The organism is Achromobacter sp. SLBN-14, assembly GCF_006715415.1.
Classification (GTDB): domain Bacteria; phylum Pseudomonadota; class Gammaproteobacteria; order Burkholderiales; family Burkholderiaceae_B; genus Achromobacter; species Achromobacter mucicolens.
On the sequence record NZ_VFNE01000001.1, the window covers coordinates 887,612 to 902,999 of the forward strand.

At 63.6% G+C, this 15,388-nt stretch carries 14 protein-coding genes; 7 read left to right on the plus strand and 7 right to left on the minus strand.

The window, feature by feature from the left end:
* The first annotated feature begins 23 nt into the window (after positions 1–23).
* Together FBY20_RS04055 and FBY20_RS04060 are read left to right on the plus strand one after the other, a co-directional pair.
* Positions 24–2,594 carry a fimbria/pilus outer membrane usher protein gene (locus tag FBY20_RS04055; RefSeq protein ID WP_142050230.1) on the plus strand — a complete coding sequence of 857 codons (2,571 nt, stop codon included), beginning with the start codon at positions 24–26 and terminating at the stop codon, positions 2,592–2,594.
* 14 nt (positions 2,595–2,608) lie between these two features.
* Positions 2,609–3,634: a fimbrial protein gene (locus FBY20_RS04060; protein WP_160144394.1), complete on the plus strand. Its 1,026-nt coding sequence runs from the start codon at positions 2,609–2,611 to the stop codon at positions 3,632–3,634.
* Between the two features lie 95 nt (positions 3,635–3,729).
* Here FBY20_RS04060 and FBY20_RS04065 read toward each other — a convergent pair whose 3' ends face one another.
* The 7 genes from FBY20_RS04065 to FBY20_RS04095 all read right to left on the minus strand — a co-directional run bounded on the left by FBY20_RS04065 (position 3,730) and on the right by FBY20_RS04095 (position 9,559).
* Complete coding sequence (locus tag FBY20_RS04065; RefSeq protein WP_056322100.1) at positions 3,730–5,040, minus strand: citrate synthase; 1,311 nt, start codon at positions 5,038–5,040, stop codon at positions 3,730–3,732.
* 19 nt (positions 5,041–5,059) lie between these two features.
* The gene (locus tag FBY20_RS04070; protein ID WP_056322097.1) at positions 5,060–5,320 is read right to left on the minus strand and encodes a succinate dehydrogenase assembly factor 2; all 261 of its coding nucleotides are present in this window, start codon (positions 5,318–5,320) and stop codon (positions 5,060–5,062) included.
* Between the two features lie 24 nt (positions 5,321–5,344).
* Complete coding sequence (locus FBY20_RS04075) at positions 5,345–6,061, minus strand: succinate dehydrogenase iron-sulfur subunit (protein WP_056322095.1); 717 nt, start codon at positions 6,059–6,061, stop codon at positions 5,345–5,347.
* An 18-nt stretch (positions 6,062–6,079) separates the two neighbouring features.
* Positions 6,080–7,858: a succinate dehydrogenase flavoprotein subunit gene (sdhA, locus tag FBY20_RS04080; protein ID WP_056322092.1), complete on the minus strand. Its 1,779-nt coding sequence runs from the start codon at positions 7,856–7,858 to the stop codon at positions 6,080–6,082.
* Positions 7,859–7,861: 3 nt separating this feature from the next.
* Positions 7,862–8,245, minus strand: a complete 384-nt coding sequence (gene sdhD, locus FBY20_RS04085) for a succinate dehydrogenase, hydrophobic membrane anchor protein (RefSeq protein ID WP_056567857.1) — start codon at positions 8,243–8,245, stop codon at positions 7,862–7,864.
* Positions 8,246–8,659 carry a succinate dehydrogenase, cytochrome b556 subunit gene (gene sdhC / locus FBY20_RS04090; RefSeq protein WP_056322086.1) on the minus strand — a complete coding sequence of 138 codons (414 nt, stop codon included), beginning with the start codon at positions 8,657–8,659 and terminating at the stop codon, positions 8,246–8,248.
* 120 nt (positions 8,660–8,779) lie between these two features.
* Entirely contained in the window at positions 8,780–9,559 is a 780-nt protein-coding gene (locus tag FBY20_RS04095) for a GntR family transcriptional regulator (protein ID WP_056322083.1), read from the minus strand.
* 357 nt (positions 9,560–9,916) lie between these two features.
* Between FBY20_RS04095 and FBY20_RS04100 the strand changes: the two genes are divergently transcribed.
* From FBY20_RS04100 to FBY20_RS04120, 5 genes are all read left to right on the plus strand, one after another.
* On the plus strand, positions 9,917–10,906 hold the full coding sequence (locus FBY20_RS04100) for a malate dehydrogenase (protein ID WP_056322080.1): 990 nt from the start codon (positions 9,917–9,919) through the stop codon (positions 10,904–10,906).
* 211 nt (positions 10,907–11,117) lie between these two features.
* Entirely contained in the window at positions 11,118–12,008 is an 891-nt protein-coding gene (prpB, locus tag FBY20_RS04105) for a methylisocitrate lyase (RefSeq protein ID WP_056322077.1), read from the plus strand.
* A gap of 90 nt (positions 12,009–12,098) precedes the next feature.
* A complete protein-coding gene (gene prpC, locus FBY20_RS04110) occupies positions 12,099–13,292 on the plus strand; it encodes a 2-methylcitrate synthase (protein WP_056322074.1) in 1,194 nt (397 codons plus the stop codon).
* Positions 13,293–13,365: 73 nt separating this feature from the next.
* Positions 13,366–14,817: a bifunctional 2-methylcitrate dehydratase/aconitate hydratase gene (locus tag FBY20_RS04115; RefSeq protein WP_142050236.1), complete on the plus strand. Its 1,452-nt coding sequence runs from the start codon at positions 13,366–13,368 to the stop codon at positions 14,815–14,817.
* Between the two features lie 127 nt (positions 14,818–14,944).
* Positions 14,945–15,373 (plus strand): CopD family protein, encoded by a 429-nt coding sequence (locus FBY20_RS04120; RefSeq protein WP_172802131.1) that lies wholly within the window; start codon positions 14,945–14,947, stop codon positions 15,371–15,373.
* Positions 15,374–15,388 lie beyond the last annotated feature (15 nt).

The window sequence follows — 15,388 nt, forward strand, 5'->3', positions numbered from 1 at the left end:
GCCTGATCGCGCACCTGCCCATCATGGAACGTCTCGCCACCACGCCGCATTTCGCGCTTGCCGCGATCACGCTAAGCCTGCTCAGCGCAACTGCCTGGGCCGACGGCGCCACCGAACTCGCCGCCCTGAATGCGGACGTGGAGTTCAACGATGCCTTCCTGAGCGGTGCGGACGTGGACGTCAGCCAGTTCTCGCGCTCGAACAGCGCCATCCCCGGCACCTATCGCCTCGATGTGCAGGTGAACGACCGCTGGCTGGGGCGCGCCGACGTGCGCATCGGCAAACCCTCGTCCGTGAACGCGCCGCTTCAGGCCTGTTTCGACTCGGCGCTGGTGGAATTGGTGGGCATCGACCTTGCCAAGATCGACGCGGCGCGTGCCGAACTGCTGAACGGCACCCAATGCGTCGCGCTGACCGACCTGGTTAAGGAAGCGCGCGCGCAGTTCGATGCGGGCGAACAGCGGCTGAACGTGACGGTGCCCCAGGCCTCGCTGGTCCGGCAGGGCCGCGGTTTCGTGGACCCCAAGCATTGGGACGAAGGCGTGCCCGCCGCGCTGTTGAATTACAACGCCAACTTCTACACCTCTCGCGCCGATGGCAAGGCGTCGACCCAAAGCTTTGCGGGCCTGAATGCCGGCGCTAACGTGGGTCCCTGGCGCTTGCGCCACGCCGGCAGCGCAACCCATGGCAGCAAGAGCGGCCTGCAATACCAAAGCGTGCAGACCAACCTGCGGCGCAACATCACGGGCATGAAGAGCCAGCTGGTGATTGGCGATGCGTTCACGGACGGATCGACTTTCGACAGCGTCGGGTTTCGCGGCGTGCAGATGTCCAGCGACGATCGCATGTCTCCCGAGTCGCAGCGCGGCTTCGCCCCGACCTTGCGCGGCATCGCCAACACGAACGCGCGCGTCCAGGTGCGCCAGAACGGCAATATCATTTACGAAACCACCGTCGCGCCCGGTCCTTTCATCATTGACGACCTGTATGCCACCGGCTATGGCGGCGACCTGGAAATGGTGGTCAACGAAGCCGACGGCCGCGTGCTGGTGTCCCGGGTGCCTTTCTCCGGCGCGGTGAATTCATTGCGCCCGGGCGTGACCCGCTACAGCGTCACCGCAGGCCAGTACCGCACGCCGCAGACGGCCGATCGCCCCCTGATGGCGCAAGCGACCGTGCAGCACGGCATCAACAATCTTGTGACCGCCTATGGCGGCCTGACCGGGGCCCAGGGCTACGGCGCCGTATTGGGCGGTGCAGCGCTGAACACCGATTTCGGCGCGTTTGGCCTGGACGTCACCCAGGCGGCCACGCGCCTGCCAAAAGAGAAAAACCGCACTGGGCAAAGCGTCAAACTGAGCTACTCCAAGTTTCTGGAGCCCACTCGCACAAGCCTCACGCTCGCCGCCTACCGCTACGCCAGCCGCGGCTACCTGAGCATGGCCGACGCCATGGAACTCAGATCCCGGCAAGAACAGGGGCAAGGCGCAGGGCAATATGGCACGCAGCGAGGCCGTCTGCAGGCGACGATCAACCAGAACCTGCCGGCCGGCTATGGGTCCCTGCACTTCACGGGATCGACCCAGGACTACTGGGACAGACCCGGCCGCGACACGCAGATCCAGGCGGCCTACAGCAACAGCTACAAGCGCGTGAACTACAGCGTCTCGGCCACCCGCCAACTCAACGTGGGAACCCAGAAGTGGGACAACCAGGTCATGCTCAACCTGGGCATTCCGCTCGGCCGCAACCAGAATCCGGTCTATGCGTCGACCAGCATGCAAAAGGCTTCGGATGGATCCAGCAGCGTCCAGCAATCCGTGGCGGGCTCGCTCGGCGCGGATAACGCGTTCAACTACGGCGTCAGCGCCGGGCGCGCCGTGTCGTCCAACGGTCCGGCCAACACCAGCATTGCTGCGAACGCCTCCTACATCACGCCCGTCACGGCCGTGTCGGCCAGCGCCAGCACCAGTTCGAACTACACCCAATACGGCGGCGGCATTTCCGGCGGCGTCGTGGCCTATGGTGGCGGCCTCGTCATGACGCCGGTCACCGGCGAAACGGTTGCGATCGTCGAGGCGAAAGACGCAGCGGGCGCGCGGGTGCTCAACAGCACCGGGGTGCGCCTGGATTCCAAAGGCCGCGCGATCGTATCGACCTTGACTCCCTATGCCAGGAACGCCATCGAGCTCGATCCCAAGGGGCTCCCGCTGAATGTCGAGCTCAAGGCGACCGAACAACAGGTGGCCCCCACCGCCGGCGCGGTGGTTCGGCTGACCTTCGAAACCGAAAACGTGGGAAGCGCGGCGCTGCTGACGGTGGCCATGCACGGCGGAGAGCCCCTTCCCTTTGGCGCCGACGTGCAGGACGCCGACGGAAACAGCGTGGGTGTCGTGGCGCAGGGCGGCCGCGTGCTGGCGCGCGGGTTGAAGGACACGCAGGGCATCCTGACCGTGAAATGGGGCGCGAACAACAGCGAAGCTTGCTCGTTTGGCTATGCCCTGCCCGAGCAGCGTCTCAAGGATGCCTCGCTGCCTCAGGCGAGCGGACTGCTCTGCGAAAAGACGGCGCCAACCCGGATCGCCAAAAACTGATGATGGAAATACTGATGAACAAGACCATATTGCGCGCGGCGTTCGGGCTGCTTGGCTTGCTGGGCTCCACGACCTCGTGGGCCGTCGCGAACTGCACCCAGACGATAAGCTCGGTTTCCGTGAACACGCCGCCGCACATCACGATACCCCGGGATGCGGCCATCGGCACGGCCCTTACCGACTGGCTGACAACCGGAGCCACTACCGATTGGTTCACCTGCAGCGTCTCCGGAAACAGTGGCACGGGGACGGGACTGCACACCGTTATTCCCAGCGCAGGTCAGACGAAGGTGGTTGACGGAATCACCTACGACGTCCATGCGACCGGCGTCGACGGCCTGGGCATCATCATCGGCGGCCGCACCTACGTCAACGGCTGCGGATGGGCGGCATTCCAGGCCCTCAACCGGACCTGGAGAACCCGCGGATGCAACATGCAAGGCACCGCCACCAACGGCGGGCAGCTACGTGCGATGTTCGTCAAGACCGGCCCCGTCGCCACCGGCGTCGTTCCGCCGACAACCATTGCAAGCGCGGCATCGTTCTCGAATGAAACCGGCAGCATGCTCAGCCAGGATCCCGGCCTGGAGATCCAGTTTGTCACCATGGCGGTGCTGCTGATGTCGCAGGCCTGCACCACGCCCGACGTTTCCGTATCCCTCGGAACTCCCCAGGCTTCGGTATTCACGGGCGCGGGCGCTTCCAGTCAGCTTGTCGGGTTCGATATTTCGCTCAACGGCTGCCCCGCAGGCATGAGCGCCATTCACTACCAGATCGATGCCGCCACGCCCATCGTGGACGCCGCAAACGCGGTCATTGGCCTGGACGCGACTTCAACGGCAACGGGCGTCGGCGTGCAGTTGCTGGACGCCGACGGAAATCCGGCCGTGCTGGGAACGAAGCTGCCGTTTGCCGGCTACAACAGTGCAACGGGCGGCAGCTTCAAAATCCCCTTGCGCGCCCGATACCGCCAAACCGGCGCCACGGTCACGCCAGGCTCGGCCAACTCGGCAGTCACCTTCACGATGAACTACTTGTAGCCTCCCACCCGTAGCCGCCAAATAAAAACGCCAGTCGGCGCAGGGCTGACTGGCGTTTTGCCGGAAGGCGTTGCCTTCCGGATGCGCATTGCGAATTAACGCTTGTCCATCGGGGGCACGTCGCGCGTGACCGAACCGGTGAACAGCTGGCGCGGACGGCCGATCTTGTAATCGGGATCCGACAGCATTTCGTTCCATTGGGCGATCCAGCCCACCGTGCGGGCCAGCGCGAAGATGGCCGTGAACAGCGAGGTCGGGATGCCGATGGCGCGCTGGACGATACCCGAGTAGAAGTCCACGTTCGGGTACAGCTTGCGCTGCACGAAGTACGGATCTTCCAGGGCGATGCGTTCCAGTTCCATGGCCAGCTTGAACAGCGGGTCGTTTTCCAGACCGAGGGCAGCCAGCACTTCCTTGCAGGTTTCCTGCATCAGCTTGGCGCGCGGGTCGTAGTTCTTGTAGACGCGGTGGCCAAAGCCCATCAGGCGCACGCCCGAGTTCTTGTCCTTGACCTTCTCCATGAACTCGCCGACCTTGTCGATGCCGCCGTTGGCTTGCAGTTCTTCGAGCATCTGCAGGCAAGCTTCGTTGGCGCCGCCATGAGCCGGACCCCACAGGCAAGCCACGCCAGCCGAGATAGCCGCGAACGGGTTGGTGCCCGACGAGCCGCACAGGCGGACGGTCGAGGTCGACGCGTTTTGCTCGTGGTCGGCGTGCAGGATGAAGATGCGGTCCAGCGCGCGCTCGACGACTTCATTGACCTTGTAGTCTTCGCAAGGCGTGGCAAACATCATGCGCAGGAAGTTGCCCGTGTAGGACAGATCGTTTTGCGGGTAGATGAACGGTTGGCCTTGCGAGTACTTGTACGCCATCGCAACCAGCGTCGGCATCTTGGCGATCAGGCGGATGGCCGAGATGTGGCGATGCTGCGGGTTCGTGATGTCGGTCGAGTCGTGGTAGAACGCGGACAGCGCACCCACCAGGCCCGTCAGGACGGCCATCGGGTGGGCGTCGCGGCGGAAGCCACGCAGGAAGAAGTGCAGTTGCTCGTTGACCATCGTGTGATGGGTCACTTGCGAGTCGAAATCGGCCTTTTGTTCCTGGTTCGGCAGTTCGCCGTTCAGGATCAGGTAGCAGATGTCCATGAAGTCGCAGTTCACGGCCAGCTGTTCGATCGGGTAGCCGCGGTACAGCAGTTCGCCCTTGTCGCCGTCAATGTACGTGATGCCGGATTCGCACGCGGCCGTCGACATGAAGCCGGGGTCAAACGTGAACATGCCCGTCTGGCCGTACAGCTTGCGGATGTCGATCACATCCGGACCGACCGTGCCCTTGTAGACAGGGAACTCAATGGGTGCGCTGCCATCCGAGAAGGATAGAGTGGCTTTTTTGTCAGACAGGTTCATGTTTATTCCTCTCAATTAATCAGAGCGAGCGCATCTGGCCAATAATCGCCCGAAGCTTGGGGGTGTCCAATTCGCCTTCGAGTTCCTTTCTGGCCAGCAGCAGATCGAGAAGATCGTTGTCTCCCATCTCGAAAAGCTGGGTCAATGCGGCCACGTCATCATCGGTAAGCTCAGCTTCGTGGGCATCCAGATACCGGGTGATGATCAAGTCGTTTTCGAGCAGGCCGCGGCGCGCCCGCCAACGCAGTCGCGCCCGCTCCAGTTCAGTCAGCCTGCTCATTCGTACACCTCAAATACACAAAAACTAGACCGTGCGGCGGACCATCAGTTCCTTGATCTTGCCGATCGCCTTGGTCGGGTTCAGTCCCTTGGGACAGACGTCGACGCAATTCATGATCGTGTGGCAACGGAACAGACGGTACGGGTCTTCCAGGTTGTCCAGGCGCTCGCCGGTGGCTTCGTCGCGGCTGTCGGCGATGAAGCGGTAGGCTTGCAGCAGGCCGGCCGGGCCGACGAACTTGTCGGGATTCCACCAGAACGACGGGCAGGAAGTGGAACAGCACGCGCACAGGATGCACTCGTACAGGCCATCGAGTTCCTCGCGCGCCTCGGGCGACTGCAGGCGCTCTTTTTCGGGCGGCGGCGTGTCGTTGATGAGGTACGGGCGGATCGAGTGGTACTGGTTGAAGAAGTGCGTCATGTCCACGATCAGGTCGCGGATGACCGGCAGGCCAGGCAGCGGACGCAGGACGATCGGTTCCTTCAGTTCGCGCAGGTTCGTGGTGCAGGCCAGGCCGTTCTTGCCGTTGATGTTCATGGCGTCGGAACCGCACACGCCTTCACGGCACGAGCGGCGCAGGGCCAGGCTGTCATCGACGTCGTTCTTGATGCGCACCAGCGCATCAAGCAGCATCTTGTCGGTGGGCTGGAGTTCGACGTCCAGCTTCTGCATGTAGGGACGCTCGTCCTTGTCCGGATCGTAGCGGTAGATTTCGAACTTGACGATTCTCTTGGTGCTCATAGTAGGCTCAATCCGGACTTAGAAGGTACGCGCCTTGGGCGGGAAGGACTCGACCGTCAGCGGCTTCATCTGAACAGGCTTGTAATCCAGGCGGCTGCCTTCGGAGTACCAAAGCGTGTGCTTCAGCCAGTTCTCGTCGTCGCGGGTCGGGTGGTCGTCAAGCGCATGCGCGCCGCGGCTTTCGGTGCGGGCGGCGGCCGACTTGATGGTGGCGCGGGCCACTTCGGTCATGTTCGCCAGTTCCAGCGCCTCGACGCGGGCGGTGTTGAACACCTTGGACTTGTCCTTGAAGTAGATGCTGTCGGCTTGCTTGGCCAGATCTTCGATCTGGGTCACGCCTTCGTTCAGCAGCTCCAGCGTGCGGAACACGCCGCAGTGGCGCTGCATCGAGAAGCGGATGGCGTTGCCGATGTCTTGCGTCTTTTCGCCGGACGTGCGCGATTCCAGCTTGTTGATGCGGTCCAGCGAGAATTCGACGGCCTGCTGCGGCAGGTCCTGGTGCGCGCGCTGGCGCTCAGGATGCGAATTCACGATGTGGTTGCCGGTGGCGCGGCCGAACACGATCAGGTCCAGCAGCGAGTTTGTGCCCAGGCGGTTCGCGCCGTGGACCGACACCGCGGCGCATTCGCCGATGGCGTACAGGCCGTTGACGATCTTGTTTTCGCCGTTTTCGCGCGTCAGCACCTGGCCGTGGTAGTTGGCCGGAATGCCGCCCATCTGGTAGTGGATGGTCGGAACGACGGGGATCGGTTCCTTGATCGGGTCCACGTTGCCGAACTTGATGGCGATTTCGCGGATCGAGGGCAGGCGCTTGTTGATGACGTCGGCGCCCAGGTGGTCAAGCTTGAGCACCACGTAGCTGCCGTCCGGACCGCAACCGCGGCCTTCCTTGATTTCCTGGTCCATCGAGCGCGACACGAAGTCACGCGGTGCCAGATCCTTCAGGGTGGGCGCATAGCGCTCCATGAAGCGCTCGCCATCCTTGTTCAAGAGGATGCCGCCTTCGCCACGCACGCCTTCCGTGATCAGCACGCCCGCGCCGGCCACGCCGGTCGGGTGGAACTGCCAGAATTCCATGTCTTGCAGCGGGATGCCGGCACGGGCAGCCATGCCCAGGCCGTCGCCGGTGTTGATGAACGCATTGGTGGAAGCGGCCCAGATGCGGCCCGCGCCGCCGGTGGCCAGCACCGTGGTCTTGGCTTCCAGGATGTAGATCTCGCCCGTTTCCATTTCGAGGGCGGTCACGCCCACGACGTCGCCGGCTTCGTTGCGCAGCAAGTCCAGCGCCATCCATTCGACGAAGAACTGGGTACGCGCGGCAACGTTGCGCTGATAGAGCGTGTGCAGCAGGGCGTGGCCGGTACGGTCAGCAGCGGCACAGGCGCGCTGGACGGGCTTTTCGCCGAAGTTCGCGGTATGGCCGCCGAACGGACGCTGATAGATCGTGCCGTCGGGGTTGCGGTCGAACGGCATGCCGAAGTGCTCGAGCTCGTACACGGCGTTCGGGGCTTCACGGCACATGAATTCGATGGCGTCCTGGTCGCCCAGCCAGTCCGAACCCTTGACGGTGTCGTACATGTGCCAGTACCAGTTGTCTTCGCTCATGTTGCCCAGGGAGGCGCTGACGCCGCCCTGCGCGGCAACGGTGTGCGAGCGCGTGGGGAACACTTTGGAGAGCACCGCAACGGACAGCCCCGCTTGGGACAGTTGCAGCGAACAACGCATGCCGGCTCCGCCGGCGCCAACGACCACCACATCAAACTGGCGGCGCGGCAGGGATTTCATGACAGAGACCACGGCTTAAATGCTCCAGAGGATTTGCGCGAAGTAAACGACCGAACCGACCAGCCAGAGGATCGTCAGCACTTGCAGCAGCAGGCGCACGCCCACCGACTTGACGTAGTCCATCCAGATGTCGCGCACGCCAATCCAGGCATGCCAGGCCAGCGCAATGAATGCAAGGGTGGCCAGGATCTGGCCAACCGGAAGAACGCCCACGTAGAAATTGAACAGCGCGGTCCAGTGCTCGTACGTGAAGGCAGGCATCATGAGGATGCCGATGAGCAGCACCAGCGTGTACACGGCCATGATGACGGCGGTGATGCGCTGGATGATGAAGTCCATGACGCCATAGTGCGCGCCGACGACCAGGCGCTTGGGTCCGTAGTTTTTAGCGGCGGCCATTTACAGCACTCCGAACAGTTTGAGAGCAAACACCAGGGTCAGCGCGAGGCTGACGCCGAACACCACGCCGGCGCTCTTCTTGGACGATTGCTTGTCGATGCCGATGTGCAGATCCAGCATCAGGTAGCGGATGCCCGCACAGAAGTGGTGCAGGTAGCCCCACACGAGGACGAGGAAAACGAGCTTGACGATCGGGTTGCCGGCGTACGCGGCCACGGCGGCGAACGTCTGGGGCGCGGCCACGCTGGCCGCGAACAGCGGCAGGATGACCAAGGGAAGACAGAGGAACAACAACGCGCCGCTGACGCGGTGCAGAATGGACAGCTTGCCGGCCAGGGGCAGGCGGTAACTGGCAAGTTGCGCAATACCAATATTGCGAAACTGCGGACGTGGCTTGGCAGCGGTGTCGGACATGACGGCCTCGGTGTTTCGGAACTAGGGAATCGTTACGGCAAAATTGCCGCGGCCCTTGCGGGCAAACGCGGTATTTTCGCCCAGAGACGGGTTGGTATCAAATCGTAGGTAAAAAGCTCATCAATTCAGACTATTGCGGTAGTGGTATCGATCGGTCAAGTACAACCCCCGGCGGATTTCCATGGGGCGGTCACCGTACGTGTAAGACACCCGGTCTACCTGCAACAACGGCGTTCCGGCGGCAACATTAAGCAGCGTACAGACTTCGGCCGGCGCGGCGACCGCGCGCAGCTTCTCGTCCGCGCGCACCATGCTGACGCCGAACTCGGATTCAAAAAGGCCATAGAGCGGCGCCTTGTTGGCGGTCAGCAGCTCCAGGGTGAGACCACGGAAGATGGAACCGGGCAGCCAGATGTCGTCCAGCACGGTCGGTGTCTGCCCCATGGACAGCAGGCGGCGGATCATGACGACGGTTTCGCCGGCGCGCAGGTCGAGCGCGCGGGCGATCTCGGCGGGCGCGCGCGTGCGGCGGCATTCCAGGATGCGGCTTTCCGCCCGGCCGGCCTCGCCCTCTTCGTCGGGGGCCAGGCGCAGGAAACGGTAGCGCACGCGGGCTTCGTGGTGGGTGGCGACAAAAGTGCCCTTGCCCTGGCGGCGCAGCAGCATGTGCTCGGCCGCCAGCTCATCGACCGCCTTGCGCACCGTGCCCTGGCTCACCTGGAAACGGGCGGCCAGATCGATTTCGCTGGGGATGAGCTCGCCGGGCTTCCATTCGCCGCGTTCGAGGCTTTGAACAAGCAGATCCTTGATCTGGCGGTAGAGCGGACTGAAAGCGGCTCCCTCGCCCGTCGGACGGGCGGCGCGATTGCGTAAGGAGGTTTCGGGCCGAGGCTCTGCCATGGATCTTCTTGAGAGTGTCATGTTTATCCGGATGAATGAGAAGACAACGCCAGGGATGCAAACTCATCCGCATGCGCTGCTGCCGCCGGTCTTCAGGCTTGATGCAGACGCACGGCCGAGCGGGGCCGCGGCGCATTCGAATAAACGCTCTATTGTGGCATATCGGGAGGCGAGCTGTCCAACGTCTTATGTCTTATATAAGATAGAAGAGCGATTGACGCTTACGTTAATTCGATCTAGGATGCAAAGCTGCCCGCGCGACGCGCGGCGGCCCTGCTGGCCGCCTGAATTTCCGCGCCCAACGATTACACTGATTGGTGAGATTTCTTTCTCGCCAAACCATTACGGAGAACGTTCATGTCCAAGCCTGCCTTGCGTGTCGCCGTCACCGGCGCCGCCGGCCAAATCGGTTACGCACTGCTATTCCGCATCGCCTCGGGCGAAATGCTGGGTAAAGATCAACCCGTCATCCTGCAACTGCTGGAAATCCCCGACGAGAAAGCGCAAAAGGCCCTGAAGGGCGTCATCATGGAATTGGATGACTGCGCCTTCCCGCTGCTGCAGGAAGTGACCGCGCACAGCGATCCGCGCACCGCCTTCAAGGACGCCGACGTGGCCCTGCTGGTGGGCGCCCGCCCCCGCGGCCCGGGCATGGAGCGCAAGGACCTGCTGTCCGTCAACGCGCAGATCTTCACGGCGCAGGGCAAGGCCCTGAACGACGTCGCCAGCCGCAACGTCAAGGTGCTGGTCGTGGGCAACCCCGCCAACACCAACGCCTACATCGCCATGAAGTCGGCGCCGGACCTGCCCGCCAAGAACTTCACCGCCATGCTGCGCCTGGACCACAACCGCGCGCTGTCGCAACTGGCCGCCAAGTCGGGCAAGGCCGTGGCCGACATCGAAAATCTGATCGTCTGGGGCAACCACTCGCCCACGATGTACCCCGACTACCGCTTCGCCACCGTCGGCGGCGAATCGCTGTCCAAGCTCATCAACGACGACGCCTGGAACCGCGACACGTTCATCCCCACCGTGGGCAAGCGCGGCGCCGCCATCATCGAAGCCCGTGGCCTGTCCTCGGCCGCTTCGGCCGCCAACGCCGCCATCGACCACGTCCGTGACTGGGTCCTGGGCAGCAACGGCAAGTGGGTCACGATGGGCATCCCGTCGGACGGCTCCTACGGCATCCCCGAAGGCATCATCTACGGCGTGCCGGTCACGACCGAAAACGGCGAATACAAGCGCGTCGAAGGCCTGGAAATCGACGCCTTCTCGCGTGAGCGCCTGGACTTCACGCTGAAAGAGCTCCTCGAAGAGCGCGACGGCGTCAAGGACCTGCTGAAGTAAGCAGCGCGCAGTAAAGGTTTGGGCCCGTTCATGCGGGCCCATTCCTTAGGCGGGTCCGCCACGCGCGGCCCGCCATGCAGGCAGCACCGGGAAATACACCTGTCTCTTTGCCAAGCCGCAAAGGTACGCGCCGCGGGATTGTCGCGCAGGGGACAGATTTATTTTTCGGACCCGCGATAACGTCGTGGGCTACCAAGAACAGGAGACAACCATGTCCAGACCCGACTCGCCCGGCGCCCTCTTTCGCCGCGCGCTCGCCGAAGAAAATCCCCTGCAGATCATCGGCGCCATCAACGCCAACCACGCCCTCTTGGCCAAGCGCGCCGGCTATCGCGCCATCTACCTGTCCGGCGGCGGCGTCGCAGCCGGTTCGCTGGGCCTGCCGGACCTGGGCATCAACACCATGGACGACGTCCTGACCGACGTGCGCCGCATCACCGACGTGTGCGATGTGCCGCTGCTGGTGGACATCGACACCGGCTTCGGCCCGTCGGCGTTCAACATCGCCCGCACGGTCAAGAGCCTGATCAAGTTCGGCGCGGCCGCCTGCCACATCGAGGACCAGGTGGGCGCCAAGCGCTGCGGTCACCGTCCCGGCAAGGAAATCGTCACGACCGAGGAAATGGCCGACCGCGTGAAGGCCGCCGCCGACGCGCGCACCGACAGCGACTTCTACCTGATCGCCCGCACCGACGCGATTGCCTCGCACGGCGTGGACGCCGCCATCGAGCGCGCGCTGGCCTGCGTGGAAGCCGGGGCCGACGCGATCTTCGCCGAAGCCGCCTACGACCTGCCCACCTACGACCGCTTCGTGAAGGCCGTCAAGGTGCCCGTGCTGGCCAACATCACCGAATTCGGCAAGACGCCGCTCTTCTCGGTCGAAGAACTGAAGAGCGTCGGCGTGGGCATGGTGCTGTACCCGCTGTCGGCCTTCCGCGCCATGAACAAGGCCGCCGAGGCCGTCTACACCGCGATCCGCCGCGACGGCCACCAGAAGAACGTGGTCGACCTGATGCAGACCCGCGAGGAACTGTACGATCGCATCGGCTATCACGAGTTCGAATCCAGACTGGATGCGCTCTTCCAGAAGGGCAAGGCGTAATCCCGCAACGTCCAGGCGCCGCCGCGGCAACCCCGCGGCGCCGTCCGCCACCCATTGCATCTTCCATCGCGTAAGGAAAGGAGTAGAGACATGAGCACGGCTCCCAAGAAGCAAGAAGCCAAATCGGACGCCAAGCCGGAAGAAAAGGCCGGTTTCAAGCCCAAGAAGTCGGTTGCGCTGTCCGGCGTGGTCGCGGGCAACACCGCCCTGTGCACCGTCGGCCGCAGCGGCAACGACCTGCACTATCGCGGCTACGACATCCTGGACATCGCCGATACCAGCGAGTTCGAGGAAATTGCTCACTTGCTGGTCCATGGCAAGCTGCCCAACAAGGCCGAACTGAAGGCCTACAAGGAAAAGCTGCGCAGCCTGCGCGGCCTGCCCGCGCAGCTGCAGGTCGCCCTGGAAGCCCTGCCCGCCGCCAGCCATCCGATGGACGTGATGCGCACGGCCGTGTCGGTGCTGGGCTGCGTGCTGCCTGAAAAGGACGACCACAACACCCCGGGCGCGCGCGACATCGCCGACCGCCTGATGGCCAACCTGGGCTCGGCCCTGCTCTACTGGTACCACTACAGCCACAACGGCCGCGTCATCGACGTGCAGACGGACGACGACAGCATCGGCGGCCACTTCCTGCACCTGCTGCATGGCGAAAAGCCGAGCGACGAATGGGTCAAGGCGATGCACATTTCGCTGAACCTGTACGCCGAGCACGAATTCAACGCCTCCACGTTCACGGCCCGCGTCATCGCCGGCACGGGTTCGGACATGTTCTCGGCCATCTCGGGCGCCATCGGCGCGCTGCGCGGCCCCAAGCACGGCGGCGCCAACGAAGTGGCGTTCGAAGTGCAGAAGCGCTATGAAACCCCGGACGAAGCCGAGGCCGACATCCGCCGCCGCGTGGAAGCCAAGGAAGTCATCATCGGATTCGGTCACCCGGTCTACACGGTTTCCGATCCGCGCAACAAGGTTATCAAGGACGTCGCCAAGAAGCTGTCCAAGAAGGCCGGCACGACCAAGATGTTCGACATCGCCGAACGCCTGGAAACCGTCATGTGGGACGTCAAGAAGATGTTCCCCAACCTGGACTGGTTCTCGGCCGTCAGCTACCACATGATGGGCGTGCCCACGGCCATGTTCACCCCGCTGTTCGTCATTGCGCGCACCGCGGGCTGGTCGGCCCACATCATCGAGCAGCGCATCGACAACAAGATCATCCGCCCCACCGCCAACTACGTGGGCCCGGAAGACCAGAAGTTCGTGCCCATCGACAAGCGCAAGTAAAGCCAAGCGGAAGTAAAAACGATCGAGGGCGCGGCATGGCCACCTGTATTCACTTTTCCGAAGAGGTACTGCTATGTCTGCCCCGATCTCGAACGTACGTCCCGAGCCCGACCAGGTCCTGGCCGATATCGCGGACTACGTTCTGAATTTTGAAGTCCGCAGCGACCTGGCCTACGAGACGGCACGCAACTGCCTGATCGACACCCTGGGCTGCGGCCTGGAAGCGCTGGAGTATCCGGCGTGCCGCAAACTGCTGGGCCCGGTCGTGCCGGGCACCGTGGTGCCCCAGGGCGCCAAGGTGCCCGGCACGCAGTTCCAGCTCGACCCCGTCCAGGCCGCGTTCAACATCGGCGCCATGATCCGCTGGCTGGACTTCAACGACACGTGGCTCGCGGCCGAATGGGGCCACCCGTCGGACAACCTGGGCGGCATCCTCGCCACGGCCGACTGGCTTTCGCGCACGGCGGTCGCGTCGGGCAAGCCCCCGCTCACGATGCGCGACGTGCTGACCGGCATGATCAAGGCGCACGAGATCCAGGGGTGCATCGCCCTGGAGAACTCCTTCAACAAGGTCGGCCTGGACCACGTCGTGCTGGTCAAGGTGGCCTCCACGGCGGTCGTTGCGCAAATGCTTGGGCTGTCCCGCGACGAAGTCGTCAACGCCGTGTCGCTCGCCTGGGTCGACGGCCAGAGCCTGCGCACCTACCGCCACGCCCCCAACACCGGCAGCCGCAAAAGCTGGGCCGCCGGCGATGCCACCAGCCGCGCGGTGCGCCTGGCGCTGATCGCCCGCACCGGCGAAATGGGGTATCCCTCGGTGCTGACCGCCAAGACCTGGGGCTTTTACGACGTGCTCTTCAAGGGCCAGCCGTTCAAGTTCCAGCGGCCCTACGGCAGCTACGTGATGGAAAACGTGCTGTTCAAGATTTCGTTTCCGGCCGAATTCCATGCGCAGACCGCCGTCGAATGCGCCATGCAGATCCACGGCCTGCTCAAGTCGCTGGGCAAGACGGCCGACGACATCAAGCAGATCCGGATACGCACGCACGAGGCGTGCATCCGCATCATCGACAAGAAGGGTCCGCTGAACAATCCCGCCGACCGCGACCACTGCATCCAGTACATGGTGGCTGTGCCGCTGCTGTTCGGGCGCCTGACGGCGGGCGACTACGAAGACGAGATCGCGCAGGATCCGCGTATCGACGCGCTGCGCGCCAAGATCGTCTGCGTCGAGGATCCAGCCTTCACCAGCGACTATCACAACCCCGCCAAGCGCTCGATCGCCAATGCGCTGACCGTGCAGTTCAACGATGGCACGGCGCTCGACGAGATCGTCTGCGAATACCCCATCGGCCACAAGCGCCGCCGCGCCGACGGCATCCCGCTGCTGGAAGCCAAGTTCCGCACCAATCTGGCCCGCATATTCCCGCCGCGCCAGCAGCAGCGCATCCTGGACGCATCGCTGGCGCAGGCGACCCTGGAGTCGATGCCGGTCCATGAGTACATGGACCTCTTTGTGATCTAAAGGGTGCCAGCCCCCCGACGCAGCCGCCCAATCTGATGCCGCGCGCAAGCGGGTGTCAGACACCGGCGGCCACGGGTATCGGCCACCGGCGCGCATACAATGCGGCTTTCCTCAATTGGATCGCGCCATGGCCATGCTCTGGGTCAAGACCTTTCACATCGTCTTCATCGCCTCCTGGTTTGCCGGCCTGTTCTATCTGCCGCGCATCTTTGTGAACCTGGCCCAGCAGTCGGATCCCGCCGTGCAGACGACCCTCCTCGGCATGGCGCGCCGGCTGTACCGCTTCACCACCATTCTGGCGGTCGTGGCCATCATTTTCGGGATGTGGCTTTACGTGGGTTACCGTATCGGCGTGGGCCCCGGCAATGGCTGGATGCACGCCAAGCTCTTTTTCGTGCTGCTCGTCATCGGCTACCATCACGCCTGTGGCCTCATGCTGCGCAAATTCGAACAGGGCAAGAACACCCGTTCGCACAAGTTCTATCGCTGGTTCAACGAAGTTCCCGTCTTGCTGCTCTTGGTGGTGGTGGCGCTGGTCGTCGTCAAACCCTTCTGATACCCCTACCTTTGC